This window comes from Azospirillum sp. Sh1, from assembly GCF_008365135.1.
GTDB lineage: Bacteria > Pseudomonadota > Alphaproteobacteria > Azospirillales > Azospirillaceae > Azospirillum > Azospirillum oryzae.
In genome coordinates, this window is sequence record NZ_VTTK01000049.1 from 1 (window position 1) to 21,873 (window position 21,873).

Genomic DNA, 21,873 nt, shown 5'->3' on the forward strand with positions numbered 1-21,873 from the left:
ACACTGGCTGTGTCTGCCGTGCAGCTGCAATCCATTCAAAAATCCCGGACAGCAGTGCGCCTTCGCGGGGATGACGGTCGACAAAATTGCTTTGTTCCAACGTCTTACGTGACGCTGAGATGTGTGCATCCCGTAGCCCGTCCCGTGAGAGGGTGCCATCGCAACAGCCCCGGGTTTCGGCCTGTCCGCCTATTGCCATGCCGCCTTTCGCCATGATTGACCCGCCCATGCCGCCTGCGCCAAGCTTGCCGCCGTCCAAGGTGGTGAGGGAGATGGGGCATGGCCCGCGATACGGGCACTTACACGGCCGTCTACGGCTTTCCGGAATCGGCCGATGCCGCGCGCCGTCTGGCCCATGTGCTGGACATCCCCTGCCACATTGCCGAACTGCACCGCTTCCCCGACGGCGAAAGCCTTGTCCGCCTGCCGGAGCCGGTGGAGCGCGCCATCGTCTACCGCTCGCTCGACCGGCCGAACGACAAGCTGGTGGAGTTAACCCTCGCCGCTTCGGTCCTGCGGCGCCAGGGGGCGACCGACCTCTGTCTGGTGGCGCCCTACATGGCCTACATGCGCCAGGACGCCGTCTTCCGGCCGGGCGAGCCGGTCAGCCAGACGGTGGTCGGCGAGTGGCTTGGTCGCTGCTTCGACCGTTTCGTCTGCGTCGAGCCGCACCTGCACCGCACCCACACGCTGGACGAGGTGTTCGTCGGCCGCCCCTCCATCGCGCTGAGCGGCGCCGCACCCATCGCCGCGCATCTGCGGGCCGCCGGCGTGGGTCCCGGCACCGTCATCGTCGGACCCGACGAGGAATCCGCCCCGCTGGTGGAGGCGGTGGCCGGGCCGCTCGGCCTCACCGGCATCGTCGGCCGCAAGGAGCGGCGCGGCGACCGCGACGTGACGGTGGCGCTTCCCCCCGATGCGCCGATCCATGGCCGGCCGGTGGTGATCGTCGACGACGTCATCAGTTCCGGCGAGACGATCTTCTCCTGCGCCCGCGCGGCGCGGGTGCTGGGGGCGGAGCGGGTGCAGGTCTACGGCGTCCACGCCCTGTTCAGCGACATCGTCGCCGAACGCTTCGCCGCGGAAGGTCTGGGCCGCCCGCTGTCCTGCGACGGCGTGCCGCATCCCTCCAACGCCCTGTCCCTCGGCGGACTGATCGCAGACGCCATCAAGTCTTTCGTAAACGAATGAAAGAATAGCGGGTGCGACCATTATGCCCGTCCTTCGGCGGATTCTATGCCGAGGGCGGGTTGCCTTTTATGACAATTTTTATATAACTGTCGTCAATCCAATGCGGCGTCACACCGATTGTGCGCCGCATCATCTGTATTGGGTGAGCGACATGGCGGGCGATGGGCGGACGGACGGGCGGATGGGGGCCGATGCGGGCTTCTTCGGGCTCGAGGCGGAGGAGCGCGGGCTTCTGGCCAGCATGGGGCGGCTGATCGACCGCAGCCTGCCGGACCTGTCGGAGCGCTTCTATGCCCACCTGTCGCGCTGGCCGGAAACCCGCGCCCTGCTTCAGGCCTACGGCGATCTGTCCGGGCTGAAGCGCCGACAGGCCGATCACTGGCGCCTGATGTTCCAGGATGCGGGCTCGCCCGAGCATGAGGCGCGCTGCCGCGCCGCCGGGGAGGCGCACAGCCGCATCGGGCTGGAGTCTTCCTGGTACATCGGCGCCTATGGCGTGGTGCTCAGCGACCTGCTGGCACTGGTCCAGGGGGCGCTGCGCTGGCGCCCGGCCATGGCGCGGCGCGCGGTGGCGGCGGTGGCCCGCGCCGTTTCCTTCGACATGGACCGGACGCTTGCGGGTTATGGCCTGCCGGCGGCGGGTGCGGGCGGACAGGGCTGCGGCCGCGCGCTGGGCGACTTCGCGTCGTCGCTGATGGACCGGACCATCGAGGTGGCGATGGCGATCAACGACGCGGCGGTCGCCAACGCCCAGATGGTCGGGCAGCTGCGCGCGGTCGATCACGAATCCCAGGGCATCGCCGCCGCGACCGAGGAGACGGTGACCGGCATCCAGGAGATCTGGGCGCGCAGCCGCGATGTCGCCGCCCTGGCCGGACAGGCGCAGACGGTGACCGCCGACGGCGGCCGCACCGTGCAGGAGGCGGTCGTCCGCATGGAACAGATCGCCGGCGCGGTGGAAGGCGCGGCAATGCGGGTCGGCGAGCTGTCGGTCGCCTCCGAACGCATCGCGGAGATCGTCTCCACCATCGAGGCGATCGCCAAGCAGACCAACCTCCTGGCGCTGAACGCCACCATCGAGGCGGCCCGCGCCGGGGAGGCCGGCAAGGGCTTTGCCGTGGTGGCGAGCGAGGTGAAGAGCCTGTCCAACCAGACCGCCCGCGCGACCGAGGACATCCGCCTGCGCATCGACTCCCTGAAGGCGGAAATGGGCGCCATCGTCGCCTCGATGGAGGACGGCACCCGTGCCGTCGCCGCCGGGCAGGCGGCGATCCGCGCGGTCAGCGACCGGATGAGCGACATCGGCGACCATATCGGCCGCACCGAACAGCGCATGTCCGACATCGCCAGCATCCTGACCCAGCAGTCGGCCGCCGCCAACCAGGTGGCCTCCGGCACCTCCCGCATCGCCGAGAGCAGCGCGTCGAACAGCGCCGCCATTTTGCGCAGCGTGCAGGCCACGCGCGGGGTGGAAACCCTGCTGGGCAACCAGCTGAAACAGCTGATGGAACAGGACGTCCCCGGCAAGATCGTCAAGATCGCCAAGGTCGACCACGTCATCTGGAAGAAGCGGCTGGCAGACATGCTGGTCGGGCTGGAGACCCTGCGCCCGGACGAACTGGCGAGCCACGAGGCCTGCCGGCTGGGCAAGTGGTATTACGGCCCGTCGTCGATGGCCTACCGCGCCCATTCGGCCTTCGTCCGGCTGGAGGCCCCGCACCGCCGGGTCCACGACCACGGCAAGGCCGCCGCCCGCGCCTTCGCCGACGGCGACATGGACCGCGCGCTGGCCGGGGTGGCGGAGGTGGAGCGCGCCTCCCAGGAGGTGATCGCCTTGCTCGACGAACTCGACAAGGCCGGGCTGGCGGGCGGTGCGACACCGGCTGCGGCGGTGGGCTTCTGACCCGGCCGCCGGTAACACTAACGATAGGTGAAGGAACTGGTGTAGTCTGGCAGGGCAGCCGCCACGGGAGGCGGTCCGGTGTTGGCGAAGCGGTGATGGCGATGCGCGGGGGCGGTCCGTTGAGCGGAGGCGTGTGATGTCGAAGGTGACGGACGTCGTGCTTCGGATGTCCCGCAAGCTGACCGAGGATATCGCCGCCCTGGGCCGCCAGCGCGCCGCCGGAAAACCGAAGACCTTTCCGCGATTCCGCGAGATCCGGGCGGCCTATCTGGACATCCAGGGGCTGATCTTCTCGATCCAGGAAAGGCTGGAGGTCGCCGGGAAGGAGCTGCCGCCGAACTTCCCGCAATGGGTGACCCGGCAGAAGCTGAGCGCCATCGCCATCTTCACCGACATCAGCCATTCCTTCGTCAGCGACCCGCCGCTGGCCCTGACCGCCTCGCTCGGGGCGTTCGACGTGCTGGTGGCGGAGCAGAAGGCTTTCAACGAAACGCTGCACACCTTCGACACCATGCTGATGGAAGCCGGCATCGACGACAGGATGGCCGACGAACTCGACGCCACCCGCACCAAGATCGAGCAGATCCTGGGGATGATCGAACAGTTGCTGCTGACCAGTCCGAAGATCCTAGAGGAGTTCTGATGCCGGAGCCGGCAGCCGCGTCCAAGGCCGATCCCAAGCCGGATCCCAAGCTGGATCCCAAGCCGGATCCCACTGCGGAAAGCCCGCCTGCCGCCGGTTCGGAACCCTCCTTTCGTCGCTTCCTTCGCAATCTGAACTTGCCGGTGGCCGTCCCCATTCTGGCGTTGATTGCCGGTGCCGGCCTGTCCGTGATGGCGATGCTCCATTCCGGCCGCCTGCTGCACCGGGAGGAGGAGCACCGCTTCGCCGCGAGGGTCGAGGAAATCCACGGCCAGCTCGCCGACCGCCTGCGGGTGTACGAACAGGTGGCGCGTAGCGCCGCCTCGCTGGCGATGACCTTCCCCGACCTGCATTGGACGCAGTGGAGCCGCTTCGTCGAGGCGCTGGACATGCCTCAGCGCTATCCCGGCATCATCTCCATCGCCTATGCCCGCGCGGTCGCGGCCGGCCGGGCCGGCGATCTGGTGGCGTCGATGCGGGCGGCCGGCCTGTCGGACTTCCGCATCTGGCCCGAGACGGCGGGGGCGGAGCGGGTGGTCAACATCTTCACCGCCCCGGTCAACGAAGGGAACGTGCGGGCCATCGGCTTCGACATGATGTCGGAGGCGATCCGGCGCTCCACCATCGAACGGGCGCGCGACACCGGCGAGCCCGCCGCCACCCGCGCCATCACGCTGAAGATCGACGAGGCGGCCGGGGCCGGCCCCGCCTTCATCCTCTATCAGGCGACCTACCGCGGCGATCCGCTGCCGCCGTCGCTGGAGGCGCGGCGTGCGTCCTTCACCGGCGTGGTGCTGACCCCGGTCAGGATCGGCCCGCTGGTGGACGGGCTGATCGACGCGAACCGCCGGGACACCGGCATCGAGATCTTCGACGTGCCGCCGGCGGATGCCGAGTTTCCGCTGTACCGCAGCCGCCGCCCGCTGGACTCCACGGTCGCCATCAGCCTGATACGGGAACTGCCGGTCGGCGGGCGGGTGTGGACCGTCCGTTACGACAGCCTGCCCGACGGCCTGTTCACCGCGCAGCACTGGGTGCCCGGCGCGCTGCTGGCCGGGGGGCTGGCGCTCAGCCTCGCGCTGGCGCTGGTCCTGCGCATGGCGCTGGTGACCCATTCCCGCGCGGTGGTGTTGGCCGGGGAGATGACGGCCTCGCTCCGCCTGCAGGAGGCTGAACGGCAGCAGCTGTTCACCCAGGCGCCGCTGGGGATCGCGCTGGTCGGCACCGACGGGCTGGTGCTGGACTGCAACCCGGCCTTCGCCGCCGCCGCCGGCCTGCCCCGGCAGGAGCTGCTCGGCACCGACCTGCGGTTGCGCTTCGGCGATCAGGCGTCGGTCTTCGCGCTGGAGGCGGCGCTGCAGGGGGAGAGCGGCAAGCTCGAATCCGACCAGCCCCTGCTGCTGGGCGGCCGGCGCAGCCATTTCAGCCTGCATTTCCAGCCGGTCGTCGCCGACGGCGCGCAGAAATTCGTCCTGGCCTTCGCCGAGGACATCGGCGAGAAGCGCCGGGCCGAGCAGCACATCCAGTATCTGGCGCATTTCGACGCGCTGACCGGCCTGCCCAACCGGGTTCTGCTGTACGACCGCATCGCCCAGGCCCTGCGCGAGGGGCGGCGCGACGGCACCAAGGTGGCGGTGCTGTTCATCGATCTCGACCGCTTCAAGGTCATCAACGACAGCCTGGGCCACAGCTTCGGCGACGAGGTTCTGCGGTCGGTGGCGCGCCGGCTGCAATCGGGTCTGCGGGAATCCGACACCGTCGGCCGGCTGGGCGGCGACGAGTTCCTGATCGTCGTCCGCCGGGTGATGGAGCCGAACGATGCGGCCTGCGTGGCGGAAAAGGTGGTGGCGCATCTGGCCAGCCCCTTCGCCGTCGGCGGCCAGAATTTCGTGGTGACGCCCAGCATCGGCATCAGCCTGTATCCCGACGACGCCGAGGATCCCGAAGGGCTGATCCGCTGCGCCGACATCGCCATGTACCATGCCAAGGAGCAGGGCCGGAACGGCTTCCGCTTCGTCACCAAGGAGATGGGCGCCAAATCGCGCGAGCGCATGGATCTGGAAGGCAGCCTGCGCCAGGCCATCCGCGACGGCCAGTTGTTCCTGGTCTACCAGCCGCAGGTCGATACCCTGACCGGCCGCATCGTCGGCCTGGAGGCGCTGATCCGCTGGCGCCACCCCGACGAGGGGATGATCCTGCCCGGCCGTTTCCTGCCGGTGGCGGAGGAGACCGGTCTGGTCCTGGCGATGGGCGACTGGGTGCTGTTCGAGGCCTGCGCCCAGATCCGGCGCTGGCGCACCCGCTTCGACCTGTCGATTCCGGTGGCGGTCAACGTGTCCGGCGCCCAGTTCCGCGACGGCCAGCTGCCGGCCAAGGTCGCCCGCGCGCTGGACGCCAACGGCCTGAGCGGCCCGGAGCTGGAGATCGAGGTGACGGAAAGCACGCTGATCGACGACGTCGAATCGGCGGCGGCGACCCTGGCGGCCTTGAAGCAGCGTGGAGTCCTGATCGCGCTGGACGATTTCGGCACCGGCTATTCCAGCCTCAGCTATCTGCACCGTCTGCCGATCGACAAGCTGAAGATCGACCGGTCCTTCATCCACGACCTGTCGACCGGCGCCAGCGACTCCTCCGTCCCCCGCGCCATCGTCGGCCTGGGCCGCAGCCTGGGCCTGTCGGTGATCGCCGAGGGGGTGGAGACGCAGGAACAGCTGCAACTGCTGCGCGACCTCGCCTGCGAAAGCTACCAGGGCTTCCTGTTCAGCCGCCCCATCCCGGTCGAGGAGGTGGAGCGGCTGCTGGAGAAGATGACGGCGGTGCAGCCCCCCGTGCAGCCCCCCGTGCAGCCCGTGTCGGCGGAATAGGGCGCCGTGCCTCACTCATACACGGCGTCGCGCGGGCCGGTATCTCCCAACGCCATCTTGACGAAGGCGTCAGCCGTCAGGTCAGCGTCGAGCAGCGCGCCATGGTGGGCGAAGCGATCGCTCCGGTCGAGCCACAGCCGGTCGCACAGCGCATCGAGCGAGCCGGAAGCGCCGGGGAAGGCCTCGTGCGACATCTCCTTGGTACAGATGAACCGGTCGGCCGGGAAGGTGTCGGCACCCCATGCGGCGCGTCCGCAGCGCGCGAACTCGTAGTTTAGGAAGTCCATCTCGTTCTCATAGGCATGGGCCACCAGAAGATCCTCGCCCAGAAAGGCGAGAAGCGCGTCGGCGACTTCGGGAAAGCGGGGCGCCGTCTTCAGGTCGGCGGGCTTGATGCCGTGCACCTTGATGGCGTCGGGATGGAGGGGGGCGTCGGGGTTGACCCGCGACTCCCAACTGCGCGCTTTCCTCCAGCCATCGCCCTCGCGGATGAGTTCGAGACACCCGATCTCGATGATGATGCCGGGCTGACGCAGGCCCTTGGGCGCCTTACGGATGTCCTGGAGGCTCGGCAGGCGCCGTCCGGTCGTCTCGATGTCGATTGCGACCAGCCGGTCACGCCCTTCCCATGGCTGCATGCTCATTGAGATCCAATCTTTCTTCGGTGGAGCCACCTGTGGCACGGATGTGAAACGAGGACAACGCTCCGTCACACCGCCCAGAGTAGCATGGCGCAAGCGCCATGACCGGCGCGACCGCCGGCGAGCAAGGAGTATCGCTATGAAAATTCCCGGCCCCGAGCATCCCATCACCATCGTCCCCAACCCGAATCGGATCCGTGTCGTCTTCGCCGGCCGGGTCGTCGCCGAAACGGCACGCGCCCTGACGCTGACCGAGGCGAATTTGCCCATGGTCCACTATATTCCCCGCGCGGATGCCGACATGACGGCCTTCGAGCGCACGGCGCACTCGACGCATTGCCCTTACAAGGGGGATGCCGCTTACTACAGCCTGCGCGTGGGTGACCGCGTCGCGGTCAACGCTGTCTGGACCTACGAGACTCCCTATCCCGCCGTGGCAGCCATCCGCGACCAATTGGCGTTTTATCCGGAACGCGTCGATTGCATCGAAGAGCACGCGGCCCCATAGCGGCAGCCGGCGGAGGACTCCACGTGCGGTGTGGTCCTGTTCGCTATGCCAACTGCGTCTGCTTCTGACCCAAAGCGGACGTTCAACTTAGGTAGCAACTTTGCCGTCAAACCTCCATTTTACAGACTGAGCTAACGGGGCTCAATTTTTGCTTTACGCTCCTAGATTGCTGTATCATGCTTTGACGCTTCCCTTTGAAAGCGTGCACGCCTGTCAAGGCGCTAAATGTTATCTGTATATTTACATATCCAACCCATAAGGGTATATCGGCGGAGAGCTATATGTCGGTTTCAACGGAACGAAATAGAGTTGCTCGCATTCAGAAAGACATTGCTGATTTGCGAGTCAAGGATGCGCAGGAAGCAAAAAAAGAGGCCGACCTCACGGCTAAGATGGTGCGAGCATCGACCGCCGCTCAATCGAGCAAGAGTGCTTCGACGATTAGTTCGAAAATGAACGAAGCGAGCCGTGCATCCAACGATATAGCATCGGTGCAGCAAAAGAGAGCCGATATAGCCAAGTCGATCGCATCTAAGCTTGCAGATTTGAATCGCGCACAGACATCACTCGAAAAGGCAGAAGACTCAGATCGAAAAAAAGCAGCTGCCGACCAGAAAAAGGCAGACGATATGCGTGCTCGCCAACTTAAGCAACTTGAACAGCAACTGCGCGATCAACAGCAATCTGCTTTTGCTGCGCCCATTACAATTTCAATGCCTGCAACAAAAATGGAAGATGACATCTTACCTGAGTACGACGTTTTTATCAGTCATGCCTCAGAGGATAAAGACAGCTTTGTTCGGCCGTTTGCTGAAAAGCTAACGGCCGCCGGCATCACGCCGTTCTATGACGAAATCTCGATAACATGGGGTGACAGTCTACGCCGGCGGATCGATCAAGGTTTAGCGCGCTCCCGGTTTGGTATTGTAATTCTGTCCAAAAACTTCTTTGCAAAGGCATGGCCACAACGGGAGCTTGATGGTCTGGTTGCTCTTGAGATTCAAGGGCAGTCACGGATTCTGCCCATCTGGCACGAAGTGTCGAAAGATGAAGTTGCCAGATTTAGTCCATCACTTGCCGATAAAGTTGCGCTAAATACGTCTTTACTTTCAATCTCTGAAATTATCGGCAAGCTTTTACCTCTATGTGGCAAGACATTACCTCCCAAATCATCCAAGGATTCCAATGAATAACTTAGAAATGGATGGCATTTGAGAGATTTTTAAAAACAGAGACTTGCATGACTTGGATTCTTGAACCTGTAGAGCCTCTCCCGACTCCATCATGGGCACATGTCAACGCCCTATCATCACCTCTTGTTCCTCAATTGCCGTTTCTTGGCATCCTCTGGATACTGTCCACCAAAACTAAGTTACTGATGGATCGGTGGAGACTCCAGAAGTTAACGTTGTCCGCTCCTGGCGCTTTGCGGACATTATCACTTCAGCACCGTAAGCTAGACACCGGGCCAATTTCAAACCGCCGATTTCTCCCAATCGGCCACCCTCCGCACTTTCGCAAAACCCCACCATAAAAGGAAAATCTTCCTGTATCCTCCCCCACAAGCCCCCTCGCTTGTGGAGTTCTGCCATGCCCGTCGATCCCCGCACCCTCGCCGCCGAAGCTCTTGGCGACCGTTACCCCTGCTGGGCCGAAGAGCCGCCGGTGCCGGCCGAAGGCTCGCTGGTTCCCGGATCGCAGTTCCATGACGAGCAATGGATCATGGCCGCCGGCATGCTGGCGCGCGGCAACAGCTTCCTGCAGGTCTCGCGCGCTATGGGCTGCAGCCGCACCACGCTCTGGCGCGCCTATTACGGATCACAGGACTTCCGTCACAGGGTGTGGTGGGAGCGGCAGGCGCTGAACCGCGAGGCCGAACTGCGCCTGTCCTCTCTTCGCGTCCTGGTCGCCGAGCAGATCGAGCGGCTGGTGACCTCCGGCGATCCGGCGACGGTGCACTGGCTGGCCGAACGGCTCGGCCTCTTCGCCGGCCTGGACGCCCCGGCCGGCAAGCGTGCTCCCGAACCCGCCGCCGAACCTGCTCCCAAACCTGCCCCGAAACCGGCAGATCCCCCCGCCGTCACCGTCCCCGAGCTGGACGACGACATCCCCGGTGCCCTGCGCGAACGCATGCCGCCCGATCCCGAGATCATCGCCGCCATTGTTGCTCGACCCGAATCCGAAGGCCCGAAGGGTGTCTTCCCCTGGACCGCCAACGAGTACGAGCACTACCCCAACCTCAACCCCGGCCCGGTGAGCCGCCGCGCCGCCGGTTCCTTCTCCCGGCGCCGGTAGATGGAACATCTGCCAAAACCTGTTCCACGCCGTTCCATCCGCCGCTCCCGCGGTCAGAAGCGCAACCCGTCCTGTCCCCCCATCAGGTCCAGCGTCGCCAGCGCCATCACCTGGGCCGCCTTTACCATGTCGTCGATGCCGACCCATTCGTCGGGCTGGTGGGCGAGGTCGAGGATGCCGGGGCCGTAGGCGATGCAGTCCTTCAACTGGCCGACGCGCACCACATGCTTCTGGTCATAGGTGCCGGGGGAAACCACATGCTGCGCCGGGCGGCCCAGCACCGTTTCGATGGCGGCGGCCACCGCACGCACCACCGGCGCGTCGGCGTCGGTCATCGTCGGCAGGAAGGCCAGCACCTCGCGCAGCTCATACGCGAAGCCGGGGCGGGTTCGACGCAGATCCTCCAGGATGGCGACGATCTCGCCGCGCACCGCCTCGGGGTCCTCCTCGATCAGGTAGCGGCGGTCGATCACCATGCGGCAGCGGTCGGGCACCATCGGGCTGGGCAGGCCGCCATGGTCCTCGCGCTGGCCGCCATGGATGGCGTTGATGTTGATGGTGGATTGGCGCGCGCCCTCCGGCACCACCGGCATTTCCGTGCGCTTGGCGGCGAGGCGGGGGATCAGCTCGGTCTCGATCCGGTGCAGCACGGCGCCCATGTGGCGCACCGCGCAGTTGCCGAGGAAGGGCATGGAGCCGTGGGCGACGCGGCCCTGGGTCTCGATCTCCGCCCACCAGACGCCGCGATGGCCGATGCAGACGCGGTCGACGTTCAGCGGCTCCGGAATGATGACGTGATCGACGCGGGGCCGGGAGAAATAGCCGAGCTTCGCAAGATGCCCGACGCCGCCGTAACCGCCGGATTCCTCGTCCACCGTGCCGGAGATCTCCAGGGCGCCCGCCGTCAGCAGCCCTTCCTCCAGCAGCGATTCCACGGCGATGATCGACGCGGCGATGCCGCCCTTCATGTCGCAGGCGCCGCGGCCATAGACCCGGCCGTCCTTCACCACCCCGCCGAAGGGATCGATGGTCCAGCCCTGGCCGGCCGGCACCACGTCGATGTGGCCGTTGAAATGGACGCAGGGTCCCGGACGCGGCGCCTCGATGCGGGCGATGACGTTGGTGCGCGGATAGCGGTCGCTGTCGCCGGCCGCCCCCTCCGCCCGCACATACTCCACCGCGAATCCGCGCGCCGCCAGCCGCCGGCCGATCAGCTCGGCGCAGTCGGTATAGACGTCGCCGGGCGGGTTGACGGTGGGGATGCGGATCAGTTCCTGGGTCAGCGCGACCAGATCGTCGCGCCGCGACTCTATACGGCGGAACAACAGCTTCGTTGCGGCGTCGGTGTCGGAACGCATGGCCTCTCCCGCGGCAAGGACCGGTCCAGTGTCTCCGCAAGCGGATGGTTCGTCCACCCCGCCTTTCGGGAGCCGCCCTGGGGGCCGTTGTTGTGCGGCGCACTTTCCCGCATCGGCCTGGACCGCTACAGTCGCGGCGCCCCTCAGCGGAGAAGCTTCCCATGACCGTCACGCACCCCATCGGGCTGAGCGCCCCGACCCTGGCCGACCCGGTGATCGCCGAGGCCGCGACCCGCTTCGTCGCCGCCCGCCGCAGCGCGGCCGGCCTTGCCGACTTCCCCGGCCCGCTGCCGGCCGACCTCGCCACCGCCTACGCCATCCAGGCGACGGCGACCGCCGCCTGGCCCGACGAGGTCGCCGGCTGGAAGGTGGCGCGGGTGCCCCCGGCGCTGGAGGAGACGCTGGGCACCATGCGCTACATCGGCCCGATCTTCGCCCGCACGGTATCGGCCGCCGACGGCGGGCCGCTGAGCTTCCCGGTCATTCCCGGCGGCTTCGGCGCCGTGGAGGCGGAATTCGCGGTGCGCATCGCCGCCGACGCCCCCGCCGACAAGCTGGACTACAGCCCGGCGGAGGCCGCCGCCTTCATCGCCGCCGTCCATGCCGCCATCGAGGTTGCGGGCGGGCCGCTGGCGCCCGTCAACACGCTCGGCCCCACCGCCTCCACCTCGGTCTTCGGCAACAACACCGGCCTGATCGTCGGCGAGGAGATTGTCGGAAATACAGAAGGGGGCGGCGTGGAAGGCGCCGACGCGCTCAGGGCAGAGGTGCTGATCGACGGGCAGAGCGTCGGCGTCGGCAGCGCCGCCAAGCTGCCGGGCGGCATCGCCGCCGCGGTCGCGGTCGCGCTGGGCATGGCGGCGCGGCTGGGCCGGCCGCTGAAGGCCGGGCAATGGGTCTCCACCGGGGCCCTGACCGGCGTCCACTCCATCGCCATCGGCCAGCAGGCGCGGGTGACCTTCACCGGGCTGGCGCCGATGTCGGGCACCGCCGTTGCGGCCGGCGCAACCGCCTGACGCAATCCAGGGTATGGCGGCGGTCATGGCCGGCCGCCGCCTTGGTTGAAGCCAAACGGCGGCGGGGATGCTTGAATGGCGGTCCCTCTCCAGCCGCCGGAACCGCTGCCTTGTCCCAGTCCAGCCTGTCCTCCGAAGCCGCCGCGACGCGGTTCCTGCCGCCGGTCCAGATCCTGGTCGGGCTGGGCCTTGCCGTCGCCGGGGTGATCGCCTTTTCGCTGCGGCCGGTCATCATCAAGCTGGCCTACCGCTACAACGTCGATCCGGTCACCCTGATCATGCTCCGCATGGTCTTCGCGCTGCCCTTCTTCCTGGGCATGGCGCTGTGGTCGGGGGTGAAGAAGGGAGAGCGCGCGCCGATCGCCGGGCGCGACCTTGCCCTGACCGTGGCGCTCGGGATCACCGGCTATTACGCCGCCAGCTTCTGCGATTTCCTGGGCTTGCGCTATGTCTCGGCCGGGATGGGGCGGTTGCTGCTGTTCCTCTACCCGACCATCGTCGTGGTCCTGTCCGCCCTGTTCCTCGGCAAGCGGATCGGCCTGCGCGAGGTGGTGGCGCTGGTGGTTTCCTACGCCGGCGTCGCCCTGGTGGTGTGGTCGGAGGTCGGGACCGGCCATCCCGACTTCATGACCGGGGCGGGGCTGGTCTTCATGGGCGCCTTCCTCTATTCGATCTATCTGGTCGGCAGCAGCCGGGTGGTGCAGCGGATCGGCTCCATGCGCTTCACCGCCTATGCGATGACGGCGGCCTGCCTCTGCTGCATCCTGCAGTTCCTGGTGCTGCGCCCCCTGTCGGCGCTCGACCTGCCGCCGGCGGTCTTCGGTCTGTCGGTGGTGATGGCGGTGGTCTGCACCGTGCTGCCGGTGCTGATGACGGCGGAGGCGCTGCGGCGGGTCGGTCCCAATCTGGTGGCGCTGAGCGGCGCCATCGGCCCGGTCGCCGCCGCCGTCTTCGGCTATCTGGTGCTGGCCGAGCCGATGGGCTGGCTACAGTTGGCCGGCGCCGCCCTGACCGTCGCCGGCGTCATGATCATCAGCCTGTGGAGGACCGCCTGATCCCGCATTTTTCATGGAATAACCGCCGCCCCGCCGCCGTCCTTTTCCAAAGCCATTGGGAAAGGGACAAGCGATGACGAACCATGCCACCGCCTACGAGACCGGCGCCGCCACATCCTGGCAGGATGCCCTGCTGCTGGCCGCCCGCATCCTGCTGGGCGCCATCTTCGTGCAGAGCGGCTTCGGCAAGCTGATGGCGCTCGGCGGCTTCATCGCCGGGATGGAGAGCCAGGGCGTGCCGATGGCCACGATCGTCGCCCCCGTTGGCGCGCTGGTCGAGGCGCTCGGCGGGCTTGCCATCGTGCTGGGCGCCTGGACCCGGCTGGCGGCGCTGGCGGTCGCGGTCTTCACCGTCGCCGCGACCCTGATCGCCCACCGCTATTGGGACGCGGCACCCGACGCCATGAAGATGCAGCAGATCCAGTTCATGAAGAACCTCGCCATCATCGGCGGCTTCCTGTCACTGGTGGCGTCGGGGGCCGGGCGGTTCAGCGTCGATGGCTGGCGCGCCCGGCGCTGACCTCACGCGTCATACGCCGTCAGCGAGATGCTGGGCACGTCGATGCGGTCGCGGCCATTCAGGAAGGTCAATTCAACAAGGAAGGCGGCGGCGCGGACGTCGGCGCCGACCTGACGCAGCAGGTTGATGGCGGCGGCCATGGTGCCGCCGGTCGCCAGCAGATCGTCCAGCACCACCACCCGCTGGCCGGGCTTCACCGCGTCGGCCTGAACCTCGATGGTGTCAGTGCCGTATTCCAGGTCATAGGAATGGGCGATCTTGTCGCCCGGCAGCTTGCCGTGCTTGCGCACCATGATGAAGCCGATGCCCAGCGCCAGCGCCAGTGGGGCGGCGACCAGGAAGCCGCGCGATTCGATTCCGACCAGCAGATCCGGCTTGTGCGGGCGCACCGCCTCGGCCAGCTCGTCGATGGCGGCTTTCCAGGCGCCGCCGTTCGCCAGCAGCGGCGAGACGTCGTAGAACAGGATGCCGGGCTTTGGGAAATCCGGGATGCCGCGGATATGGTCTTTCAGGTTCATCGGAAGTCGTGTCCGTAATAAATCAGGTGCCGGCATGAACGGCCCGGTCCGCCGCCGGGCACTCTAGCGGCTGCCAACTCCGGCGCAAAGGCGGGAATGGACGCTTTGGCAGTGCCGCCATTTTACCGCATGGGGTTGACCATCCGGCGATGCTCAGCCACGTTCCAGGCGCACCGGCCACGTACCGGTGGATGTGCGGAGGCGTGCGGCGGAACCTGTGGCTGGGACTTTGGCGACGGATGGGGCGGCGGACGAGATCCGGATCGATGCCGGACCGGAGGACGGCGGGTGGCGGATCGGCGCCGCCGGGCGCTGGACCCTGGATGCTGCCACCGCAGCGTCCGATGCGCTCGACCGCGCTCCGAAACCGCAGGAGGGTGCCGCGGTGCGTCTCGACATGGCGCGGGTGGAGGCGCTCGACACCGTCGGCGCCTATCTGCTGAACCGGATGGCCGAGCGGCTGGGGGCCAACGGACATGCGGTGGCGATCGTCGGTCTGCGGCCGGAGCATGCCGCCCTGTTCGATGCCGTGCGCGACGCCGGCAAGGCGCCGCCGCATCCGATAGAGCGCGAGCATCACCCGATCCTCGACATGATCGTCCGCACCGGCGAGACGACGGTGAACGCCGTCAAGGAAATCCTCGACCTCGTCGGTTTCCTCGGTCTCGTCACCGTCACCTTCGCCCGGCTGATCCTGCGCCCGTCGCGCCTGCGCCTGACGTCCGTTCTGTTCCACATCGAGCAGACCGGTCTGAACGCCCTGCCGATCCTTGGGCTGCTGTCTTTCCTGATCGGCGTGGTGCTGGCCTTCCAGGGGGCGGACCAGCTGAAGCGCTTCGGCGCGGAGCTGTATGTCGTCAACCTGCTGGGAATCTCCGTCCTGCGCGAGATCGGCATCCTGATGACGGCGATCATCGTCGCCGGCCGCTCCGGCTCCGCCTTCACCGCGCAGATCGGCACCATGAAGGTGAACCAGGAGGTCGACGCCATCGGCACCATGGGTCTCGATCCGGTGGAGCTGCTGGTGGTGCCGCGGGCGCTGGCGCTGATGATCACCCTGCCGCTGCTGGCCTTCTACGCCGATGTGATGGGGCTGTTCGGCGGGGCGGTGATGGCCTATGCCACGCTGGACATCACCTTCGGGCAGTTCATCCGCCAGCTTCACAGCGCGGTCGGCATCAACACGGTGATCGCCGGCCTGATCAAGGCGCCGGTCTTCGCCCTGGTGATCGCCATGGTCGGCTGTTACGAGGGGCTGAAGGTCTCCGGCAGCGCCGAAAGCGTCGGCATCATGACCACCAAGGCGGTGGTGGAGGGCATCTTCCTGGTGATCGTCATCGACGCGGTCTTCTCCGTCCTCTTTTCCATGCTGGGGGTGTGATGGCCGGCGCTCCCGTCATCCGCGTGCGTGGACTGGTCACCCGCTTCGGCCCGCAGACCGTCCATGACGGACTCGACCTCGACGTCGAGCGGGGGGAGGTGCTGGGCGTCGTCGGTGGCTCCGGCACCGGAAAATCGGTGCTGCTGAAGGAGATCCTCGGGCTGATCGAGCCCGCCGCCGGGCGGATCGAGCTGCTGGGCCACGACACCGCCGAACTGGACCGGGCGGAGCGCACGGCTCTCCAGGCCCGCACCGGCGTGCTGTTCCAGAACGGCGCCCTGTTCAGCTCCATGACGGTGGCGGAGAATGTGATGCTGCCTCTGAAGGAGCACACCGACCTGCCCCCGGCGCTGATCGCGGAGGTGGCCCGGGTGAAGATCGCCATGGCCGGCTTGCCACCCGATGCCGGCACCAAGCATCCGGCGCAGTTGTCCGGCGGGATGATCAAGCGCGCCGGTCTGGCCCGCGCGCTGGCGCTCGACCCCGACATCCTGTTCCTGGACGAACCGACCGCCGGCCTCGATCCCATCGGCGCCGCCGCCTTCGACACGCTGATCCAGAGCTTGCAACGCAGCCTGGGGCTGACCGTCTTCATGGTCACCCACGATCTGGACAGCCTGACCTCGATCTGCGACCGCATCGCCGTGCTGGTCGACAAGAAGATCCGGGTGGGAACCCTGGCCCAGCATCTGGCCGATCCGCACCCGTGGATCCACGATTATTTCCACGGACCGCGCGGCCGCGCGGCCCTCGACGCGAAAGAGCGCAATGACGCTCGCCAGCTTGCGAAAGGGTAGGGGCACGTCATGGAAACCCGCGCCAGCTATATCCTGGTCGGCAGCTTCGTGCTGGCGCTGGTCGCCGGCCTGCTGGTCTTCACCGCCTGGATCGCCAAGGTCCAGCTGGACGAGACGCGCGAGACCTACCGCATCTATTTCACCGGCTCCGTCACCGGGTTGCAGCAGGGAAGCCCGGTGCGCTACCGCGGCGTGCCAGTGGGCACCGTGTCGGACATCCGGCTCGACCCCGACAACGTGACGCGGGTGAGGGTGACGATCGAGGTGCAGAACGGCACGCCGATCATGTCCGATTCCATCGCCTCGCTGGAGGTGCAGGGGATCACCGGCGGCGCCTATGTCCAGATCTCCGGCGGGGCGATGGGGGGCAAGCGGCTGACCGCCACCGATGCCGACGGGGTGCTGACCATTCCGTCGCGGCCCAGTTCGCTGACCGCGGTGGTGGACAGCGCGCCGCAGCTGGTCAACCGCTCGCTGGAGGTCATCACCAAGCTTGGCGAGATGCTGAACGGCGAGAACCAGAAGGCGATCGGCGACATCCTTGCCAATGCCCGTACCATCAGCGTCGAGCTTGCCCGCGCCAGTGCCGGTCTGGAGGAAACCATGGCCCAGGCGCGGCGGACGCTGAACGGGTTCGAGGCGGTCGGGCCACAGCTTGACCGCACGCTGGCCCAGACGCACGATACGCTGGCGACGGTGGACGGCACCGCCAAGCAGCTGGGTGGCGAGGCGCGCGAGCTGCTGCGGTCGCTGAAACGCACCTCCGACACGCTGAACGGCCTCGTCGCCGAAAATCGCGAGCCGGTGCGCGACTTTACCGCCACGGGACTGTATGAACTGACGCTGCTGATCACCCAGCTGCGCGATCTGTCGGGCCAGCTGTCCCGGGTGGTCACGCGGATCGAGAACGACCCGTCGAACTTCCTTTTCGGCGGGACGCGGCAGGGCGTGGAGGTGCGTGGGAAATGAGGCTTGCGAGGATGGAGCGAGGCGGATCGGCAGGGACTGTCGTGCGCAGGATGCTGGGGGCGGTCCTGCTGCTGGGGCTTGCCGCCTGTTCGACGCTGAACCCGACGGCGCCGCATCTCTACACCCTGACCCCGCGGGCCACCGTCGCCCCCGGCCCCAAGGCGGACTGGCAATTGCTGGTGGAGACGCCGTCGGCTGCGGCGGGGATCGACACGCCGCGTATCGCCCTGGCCCGCACGCCGACCTCGCTCGATTATTTCGCCGACGTATCCTGGGCCGACCGGGCGCCGAACATGGTGCAGGGGCTGATCGTCCAGACCTTCGAAGACAGCGGACGCATTGTCTCGGTCGGGCGCGACACGGTGGGCTTGCGTTCCGACTATGTGCTGAAGTCGGAACTGCGCGATTTCCAGGCCGAATACGCCACGCCGGGTGCCGCCATGCCCGACCGGGTGCATGTGCGCCTGTCGGCCAAGCTGGTCGCCATGCCGCGCCGGACGATCGAGGCCGGCGAGACTTTCGAGGCGTCGGCACCGGTGCGCGGACGCTCCTTCACCGACGTGATCGCCGCATTCGACGAGGCGCTGGGCCGGGTCACCGGGGAATTGGTGACCTGGTCGCTGTCGCAGCGTTTCCACCCTTCCGGCAGTTGATCGGGCGGCCGTGGAGTGCCTGAGCGCAGGCTGCGCCGCAACCGCAGGTTCGATGATCGAAAAGACCTTGCCACGCCCGCATAGCCGCGTACGTAATAGGGGTGTTCGCGCAGCGCAGGATCGGGCGATGACGGATTTGTCGGAAGTGTCCCGCGAAGAGTTGGAGGCGATGGCCGAGGCGGGACGCGAGGTTCGCCTGTGCCAGCGCGTCCTGGCCAAGACCGGCGACACGGTGGTGGGTGAGCTTCTGCGCGGTCACGGCACGCTGTACGAGTGGAAGCACTATCCGCCCGGCGATGTTTACGACGCCGAGTTCCATGCCCAGTATTACTATCACTGCCATCCGGAAGGTGAACGGCCCAACGGCGAGCATGGGCATTTCCACACCTTCCTGCGCCCGCACGGCATGCCGCCGGGGTTGCGGCCGGCGCCGTTGGCCGATTTCTCGGCCCCGGACAACGACAATGACGCGTTGTCCCACCTGATCGGCATCGCGATGGACGTGGCTGGCCAGCCGGTGCGGCTGTTCACCACCAACCGCTGGGTGACCGGGGAGACCTGGTACAAGGCCGACGACGTGATCGCCATGCTCGACTCCTTCGAGGTCGACCATGCCCGGCCGTCCTGGCCGGCCAACCGCTGGATCACCGCGATGATGCGGCTGTTCCGCCCGACCATCGTCGAATTGCTGCGCGACCGCGATGCCGCCATCCAGCGCTGGGCGGAGAGCCATCCCGACGCCTACGTCTACGAGGACCGCGGGCTGGAGGTCGCCTCGCAGCGCCACATCGCTGTGGAGCAGCAGATCGCCGAGGTGGCGCTGCATCTGCGCGGGGCGCGGCGACGCCGGTCCATCCTGCCGGAGCCGCCCAGCTTCGTCGGAATGCCGTGAGCGGCTCCTCCTCCCATGGACTTATGGCCAAAGGCCATGGGCTTATGACCGCAGGGCGTTAAGGAAGGTTCAACCGTTTCGGAAGATCCTTAACCCTTGTGGACAAGTCTCCGCCCACACTCGCGCGGGTTTTGCGGTTCGCGACCCATATGGAGACGGACCAGGGCAGGAAGGGTCCGGGACCCATGAGTGACGGTTTCAAGTCGGGTCATCTGACCCAGCAGGACGTGGCGCGGCTTCTGGCCGACCCGTCGCCGAACAGCCGGACCGATCTGGCCGCCAAGCTGGCTCAGCAGTTCGACAGCCCGGAGCTGTCGCAGTCGGAGCGCATGCTGGCGGAGGACATCATCCGCGTGATGGTCACGGACACGGTCCTGCGCGTCCGTCAGACCCTGGCCGAGAATCTGAAATCGAGCCCATCCCTGCCGCGCGACGTCGCCCTGACCCTGGCCCGCGATGTGGAGGCGGTGGCGATCCCGGTGCTGAGCGTCTCCACCGTGCTGACACCGGCCGATCTGGTCGAGATCGTGCGGACGGGTGCGGACGCAAAGAGCACCGCCATCGCCCAACGCCCGACCGTACCGGCCGTCGTCGCCGACGCGCTGATCGAAAGCGGTTCCGAACACGCGGTCGCGGCACTGGTCGCCAACGAGGGGGCGGAGCTTGGCGAGCAGACCCTGGGTCGCGTCATCGACCGCTTCGGCGCCAGCGAGGCGGTGCAGGATCCGCTGGTCCACCGGTCCAAGCTGCCGATCACCATCGCCGAGCGTCTGGTCGCCGTCGTGTCGGAACGGCTGCGCCAGCATCTGGTCTCGCACCACGAACTGCCGTCGAAGGTCGCGTCGGAGCTGATCCTGCAAAGCCGTGAACGGGCGACCGTCGCCCTGTTCACCGGGGAGAGCGACGAAGGGGCGCTGGACCGGCTGGTCACCCAGCTTGCCCGTACCGGCCGCCTGACGCCGTCGCTGCTGGTCCGCTCGCTGTGCACCGGCGACATCGCCTTCTTCGAGATGGCGATGTCGCGCATGGCGAACGTGCCGCTGACCAACGCCCGGCTGCTGATCCATGATGCCGGACGGCTGGGGCTGAAGTCGCTGTATGACAAGGCGAAGCTGCCGCCGGCCCTGCTGCCGGCCTGCCGCATCGCCATCGACGTGCTGAAGGAGACCCCCTATGACGGCGAACCCGGCGACCGCGAGCGCCACCGCCGCCGCGTCATCGAGCGCATCCTGACCCAGTACGAGGATCTGGCGCCGGAGGATCTGGAGTTCCTGCTGGCGAAGCTGGGCGACATGATGCAGCCGGAAAACGCCGCGGCGTGACCGATCCGATCTTCTTCGCCGACCCGGCCCCGTCGCCGGGAGGCGACCCGGCCGATACCATCCGCCGGCTGGAACGGCGCATCGCCGAGTTGGAAGCCGCATTGCGCCAGAGCGAGGCGCGGGCAGGGGAGGCGCGCTTCCGCTCCCTGCTGCGCACGGCGGCCAGCATCATCCTGGTGCTGGGAGACGATGGCCGTGTGCTGGAGGCCAATCGTGATGCCGAACGCGCCTTTGGGCTGGAGCCCGGCACCGCCATCGGCCGCCCCTGGACCGAGATGATGGGGGAGCAGCCGACCGGCGCCTTCGCCGCCCAGCTCAAGGTCGCCGCCGAGGGAATGGAGGTCCGCAATTTCGAGCAGGCCCTGCGCGAGCAGGACTGCATGAGCGAGCGTGTGCTTCTGTGGAACCTGAACCGGCTGCCGGAGGCCGACGGCGCGCCGGCGGGCATCCTCTGCGTCGGCCAGGACATCACACGCCGCAAGCGGGCGGAACTGGCTCTGCGTCAGGCCCGCGACGAGCTGGAGATGCGGGTGGCCGAGCGTACCCGCGCTTTGATGCAGGAGGTCCAGGAACGCCGCCGCGCCGAACAGGCGCTGATTCAGGCAAAGGAACAGGCCGAACTCGCCAACCGCGCCAAGAGCGAGTTCCTCGCCAACATGAGTCACGAGCTGCGCACGCCGCTGAACGCCATCATCGGCTTTTCCTCGATGATGGAGAGCGAGATCGTCGGGCCGCTCGGCCATCCCAAATACCTCGACTACGCCAAGGTGATCGGCAAGTCGAGCCAGCATCTGCTGGCGGTCATCAGCGACATCCTGGATGTTGCCAAGATCGAGGCCGGCAAGTTGGAAATGCATCCGCAGCCGATGGACGTGCGCGACGCCGTGGAAAGCTCGCTTCTGCTGATCGCCGAACGGGCGGAGGAAGGCGGGCTGACCCTGACCCAGGACATCGCCCCCGAAACCCCCCGCCTGCTGGGCGACCCGGTGCGGGTGAAGCAAATCCTGCTGAACCTGTTGACCAACGCGGTGAAGTTCACCCCGACCGGCGGCAGCGTCGCCCTGCGGGTCCGCCCGGAATGCGACCGAATCCTGATCGAGGTGGCCGACAGCGGGATCGGCATGAATGCGGACGGGATCGCCATCGCCCTGCAGCCCTTCGGTCAGGTCGACAGCCAACTGTCCCGCCGCTCGGGCGGCACTGGGCTGGGCCTGCCGCTGGTGCGGTCCTTCGTCGATCTGCTGAACGGCACGCTGGACATCCGCAGCCGCGAGGGGGAAGGCACGACGGTCAGCGTACGGCTTCCGGTGGCGCCGCCCTACGACGGCGAATAATCAGGGAACGACA

At 67.2% G+C, this 21,873-nt stretch carries 20 protein-coding genes; 17 read left to right on the forward strand and 3 right to left on the reverse strand.

Translation table 11 applies throughout. The features are described from left to right. Positions 1 to 279: 279 nt before the first annotated feature. The 4 genes from prs (at position 280) to FZ029_RS29770 (ending at position 6,601) form a co-directional block, all read left to right on the forward strand. Positions 280 to 1,191 carry a ribose-phosphate diphosphokinase gene (gene prs, locus FZ029_RS29755; protein ID WP_149273476.1) on the forward strand — a complete coding sequence of 304 codons (912 nt, stop codon included), beginning with the start codon at positions 280 to 282 and terminating at the stop codon, positions 1,189 to 1,191. Between the two features lie 151 nt (positions 1,192 to 1,342). After that, the gene (locus FZ029_RS29760) at positions 1,343 to 3,094 is read left to right on the forward strand and encodes a methyl-accepting chemotaxis protein (RefSeq protein ID WP_247892561.1); all 1,752 of its coding nucleotides are present in this window, start codon (positions 1,343 to 1,345) and stop codon (positions 3,092 to 3,094) included. A 136-nt stretch (positions 3,095 to 3,230) separates the two neighbouring features. Beyond that, entirely contained in the window at positions 3,231 to 3,737 is a 507-nt protein-coding gene (locus FZ029_RS29765; RefSeq protein WP_149200584.1) for a hypothetical protein, read from the forward strand. Continuing rightward, positions 3,737 to 6,601 carry an EAL domain-containing protein gene (locus tag FZ029_RS29770; protein WP_149273480.1) on the forward strand — a complete coding sequence of 955 codons (2,865 nt, stop codon included), beginning with the start codon at positions 3,737 to 3,739 and terminating at the stop codon, positions 6,599 to 6,601. Before FZ029_RS29765 ends, FZ029_RS29770 begins: the two co-directional genes overlap by 1 nt. Positions 6,602 to 6,612: 11 nt before the next feature. Here FZ029_RS29770 and FZ029_RS29775 read toward each other — a convergent pair whose 3' ends face one another. After that, positions 6,613 to 7,245, reverse strand: coding sequence for an exonuclease domain-containing protein (locus FZ029_RS29775; protein WP_149273481.1), 633 nt, complete (start codon positions 7,243 to 7,245; stop codon positions 6,613 to 6,615). Between the two features lie 136 nt (positions 7,246 to 7,381). Between FZ029_RS29775 and FZ029_RS29780 the strand changes: the two genes are divergently transcribed. The 3 genes from FZ029_RS29780 (at position 7,382) to FZ029_RS29790 (ending at position 10,045) form a co-directional block, all read left to right on the forward strand. Then, the gene (locus FZ029_RS29780; RefSeq protein WP_149273483.1) at positions 7,382 to 7,750 is read left to right on the forward strand and encodes a DUF427 domain-containing protein; all 369 of its coding nucleotides are present in this window, start codon (positions 7,382 to 7,384) and stop codon (positions 7,748 to 7,750) included. A 281-nt stretch (positions 7,751 to 8,031) separates the two neighbouring features. Further along, positions 8,032 to 8,943 (forward strand): toll/interleukin-1 receptor domain-containing protein, encoded by a 912-nt coding sequence (locus FZ029_RS29785; protein WP_149273485.1) that lies wholly within the window; start codon positions 8,032 to 8,034, stop codon positions 8,941 to 8,943. Positions 8,944 to 9,340: 397 nt separating this feature from the next. Continuing rightward, entirely contained in the window at positions 9,341 to 10,045 is a 705-nt protein-coding gene (locus FZ029_RS29790; protein ID WP_149273486.1) for a hypothetical protein, read from the forward strand. Positions 10,046 to 10,098: 53 nt separating this feature from the next. Here FZ029_RS29790 and FZ029_RS29795 read toward each other — a convergent pair whose 3' ends face one another. Next, positions 10,099 to 11,403: an acetylornithine deacetylase/succinyl-diaminopimelate desuccinylase family protein gene (locus FZ029_RS29795; protein ID WP_149273488.1), complete on the reverse strand. Its 1,305-nt coding sequence runs from the start codon at positions 11,401 to 11,403 to the stop codon at positions 10,099 to 10,101. Between the two features lie 161 nt (positions 11,404 to 11,564). Here FZ029_RS29795 and FZ029_RS29800 point away from each other — a divergent pair, with 161 nt between their 5' ends. The 3 genes from FZ029_RS29800 to FZ029_RS29810 all read left to right on the forward strand — a co-directional run bounded on the left by FZ029_RS29800 (position 11,565) and on the right by FZ029_RS29810 (position 13,994). Beyond that, positions 11,565 to 12,419, forward strand: a complete 855-nt coding sequence (locus tag FZ029_RS29800; RefSeq protein WP_149273490.1) for a 2-keto-4-pentenoate hydratase — start codon at positions 11,565 to 11,567, stop codon at positions 12,417 to 12,419. A 110-nt stretch (positions 12,420 to 12,529) separates the two neighbouring features. Further along, positions 12,530 to 13,474 carry a DMT family transporter gene (locus FZ029_RS29805; protein ID WP_247892562.1) on the forward strand — a complete coding sequence of 315 codons (945 nt, stop codon included), beginning with the start codon at positions 12,530 to 12,532 and terminating at the stop codon, positions 13,472 to 13,474. 73 nt (positions 13,475 to 13,547) lie between these two features. Next, a complete protein-coding gene (locus tag FZ029_RS29810; protein ID WP_149273493.1) occupies positions 13,548 to 13,994 on the forward strand; it encodes a DoxX family protein in 447 nt (148 codons plus the stop codon). Positions 13,995 to 13,996: 2 nt separating this feature from the next. On the opposite strand, the gene FZ029_RS29815 is transcribed toward FZ029_RS29810, so the two are convergent. Then, positions 13,997 to 14,512, reverse strand: coding sequence for an adenine phosphoribosyltransferase (locus FZ029_RS29815; protein ID WP_149273495.1), 516 nt, complete (start codon positions 14,510 to 14,512; stop codon positions 13,997 to 13,999). A gap of 217 nt (positions 14,513 to 14,729) precedes the next feature. Between FZ029_RS29815 and FZ029_RS29820 the strand changes: the two genes are divergently transcribed. The 7 genes from FZ029_RS29820 (at position 14,730) to FZ029_RS29850 (ending at position 21,860) form a co-directional block, all read left to right on the forward strand. Continuing rightward, entirely contained in the window at positions 14,730 to 15,893 is a 1,164-nt protein-coding gene (locus FZ029_RS29820) for an MlaE family lipid ABC transporter permease subunit (RefSeq protein WP_247892563.1), read from the forward strand. Next, complete coding sequence (locus FZ029_RS29825; protein ID WP_149200572.1) at positions 15,893 to 16,690, forward strand: ABC transporter ATP-binding protein; 798 nt, start codon at positions 15,893 to 15,895, stop codon at positions 16,688 to 16,690. Before FZ029_RS29820 ends, FZ029_RS29825 begins: the two co-directional genes overlap by 1 nt. Before the next feature lie 9 nt (positions 16,691 to 16,699). Continuing rightward, positions 16,700 to 17,659, forward strand: coding sequence for an MlaD family protein (locus FZ029_RS29830; protein WP_149273497.1), 960 nt, complete (start codon positions 16,700 to 16,702; stop codon positions 17,657 to 17,659). A gap of 50 nt (positions 17,660 to 17,709) precedes the next feature. After that, a complete protein-coding gene (locus FZ029_RS29835) occupies positions 17,710 to 18,312 on the forward strand; it encodes an ABC-type transport auxiliary lipoprotein family protein (RefSeq protein ID WP_247892567.1) in 603 nt (200 codons plus the stop codon). 127 nt (positions 18,313 to 18,439) lie between these two features. Continuing rightward, positions 18,440 to 19,204, forward strand: coding sequence for a hypothetical protein (locus FZ029_RS29840; protein ID WP_149273499.1), 765 nt, complete (start codon positions 18,440 to 18,442; stop codon positions 19,202 to 19,204). Between the two features lie 185 nt (positions 19,205 to 19,389). Next, entirely contained in the window at positions 19,390 to 20,526 is a 1,137-nt protein-coding gene (locus FZ029_RS29845) for a DUF2336 domain-containing protein (protein WP_149273501.1), read from the forward strand. Further along, on the forward strand, positions 20,523 to 21,860 hold the full coding sequence (locus FZ029_RS29850; protein ID WP_247892564.1) for a PAS domain-containing sensor histidine kinase: 1,338 nt from the start codon (positions 20,523 to 20,525) through the stop codon (positions 21,858 to 21,860). Before FZ029_RS29845 ends, FZ029_RS29850 begins: the two co-directional genes overlap by 4 nt. The last annotated feature ends 13 nt before the right edge of the window (positions 21,861 to 21,873 follow it).

Coding starts and splice junctions, on each gene's coding strand:
- FZ029_RS29835 (WP_247892567.1), top strand. CDS start 17,710: ATGCTGGGGGCGGTCCTGCTGCTGGGGCTTGCCGCCTGTTCGACGCTG.
- FZ029_RS29795 (WP_149273488.1), bottom strand. CDS start 11,403: ATGCGTTCCGACACCGACGCCGCAACGAAGCTGTTGTTCCGCCGTATA.
- FZ029_RS29770 (WP_149273480.1), top strand. CDS start 3,737: ATGCCGGAGCCGGCAGCCGCGTCCAAGGCCGATCCCAAGCCGGATCCC.
- FZ029_RS29825 (WP_149200572.1), top strand. CDS start 15,893: ATGGCCGGCGCTCCCGTCATCCGCGTGCGTGGACTGGTCACCCGCTTC.
- FZ029_RS29845 (WP_149273501.1), top strand. CDS start 19,390: ATGAGTGACGGTTTCAAGTCGGGTCATCTGACCCAGCAGGACGTGGCG.
- FZ029_RS29760 (WP_247892561.1), top strand. CDS start 1,343: ATGGCGGGCGATGGGCGGACGGACGGGCGGATGGGGGCCGATGCGGGC.
- FZ029_RS29840 (WP_149273499.1), top strand. CDS start 18,440: ATGACGGATTTGTCGGAAGTGTCCCGCGAAGAGTTGGAGGCGATGGCC.
- FZ029_RS29815 (WP_149273495.1), bottom strand. CDS start 14,512: ATGAACCTGAAAGACCATATCCGCGGCATCCCGGATTTCCCAAAGCCC.
- FZ029_RS29800 (WP_149273490.1), top strand. CDS start 11,565: ATGACCGTCACGCACCCCATCGGGCTGAGCGCCCCGACCCTGGCCGAC.
- FZ029_RS29775 (WP_149273481.1), bottom strand. CDS start 7,245: ATGAGCATGCAGCCATGGGAAGGGCGTGACCGGCTGGTCGCAATCGAC.
- FZ029_RS29785 (WP_149273485.1), top strand. CDS start 8,032: ATGTCGGTTTCAACGGAACGAAATAGAGTTGCTCGCATTCAGAAAGAC.
- FZ029_RS29830 (WP_149273497.1), top strand. CDS start 16,700: ATGGAAACCCGCGCCAGCTATATCCTGGTCGGCAGCTTCGTGCTGGCG.
- FZ029_RS29790 (WP_149273486.1), top strand. CDS start 9,341: ATGCCCGTCGATCCCCGCACCCTCGCCGCCGAAGCTCTTGGCGACCGT.
- FZ029_RS29810 (WP_149273493.1), top strand. CDS start 13,548: ATGACGAACCATGCCACCGCCTACGAGACCGGCGCCGCCACATCCTGG.
- FZ029_RS29765 (WP_149200584.1), top strand. CDS start 3,231: ATGTCGAAGGTGACGGACGTCGTGCTTCGGATGTCCCGCAAGCTGACC.
- prs (WP_149273476.1), top strand. CDS start 280: ATGGCCCGCGATACGGGCACTTACACGGCCGTCTACGGCTTTCCGGAA.
- FZ029_RS29780 (WP_149273483.1), top strand. CDS start 7,382: ATGAAAATTCCCGGCCCCGAGCATCCCATCACCATCGTCCCCAACCCG.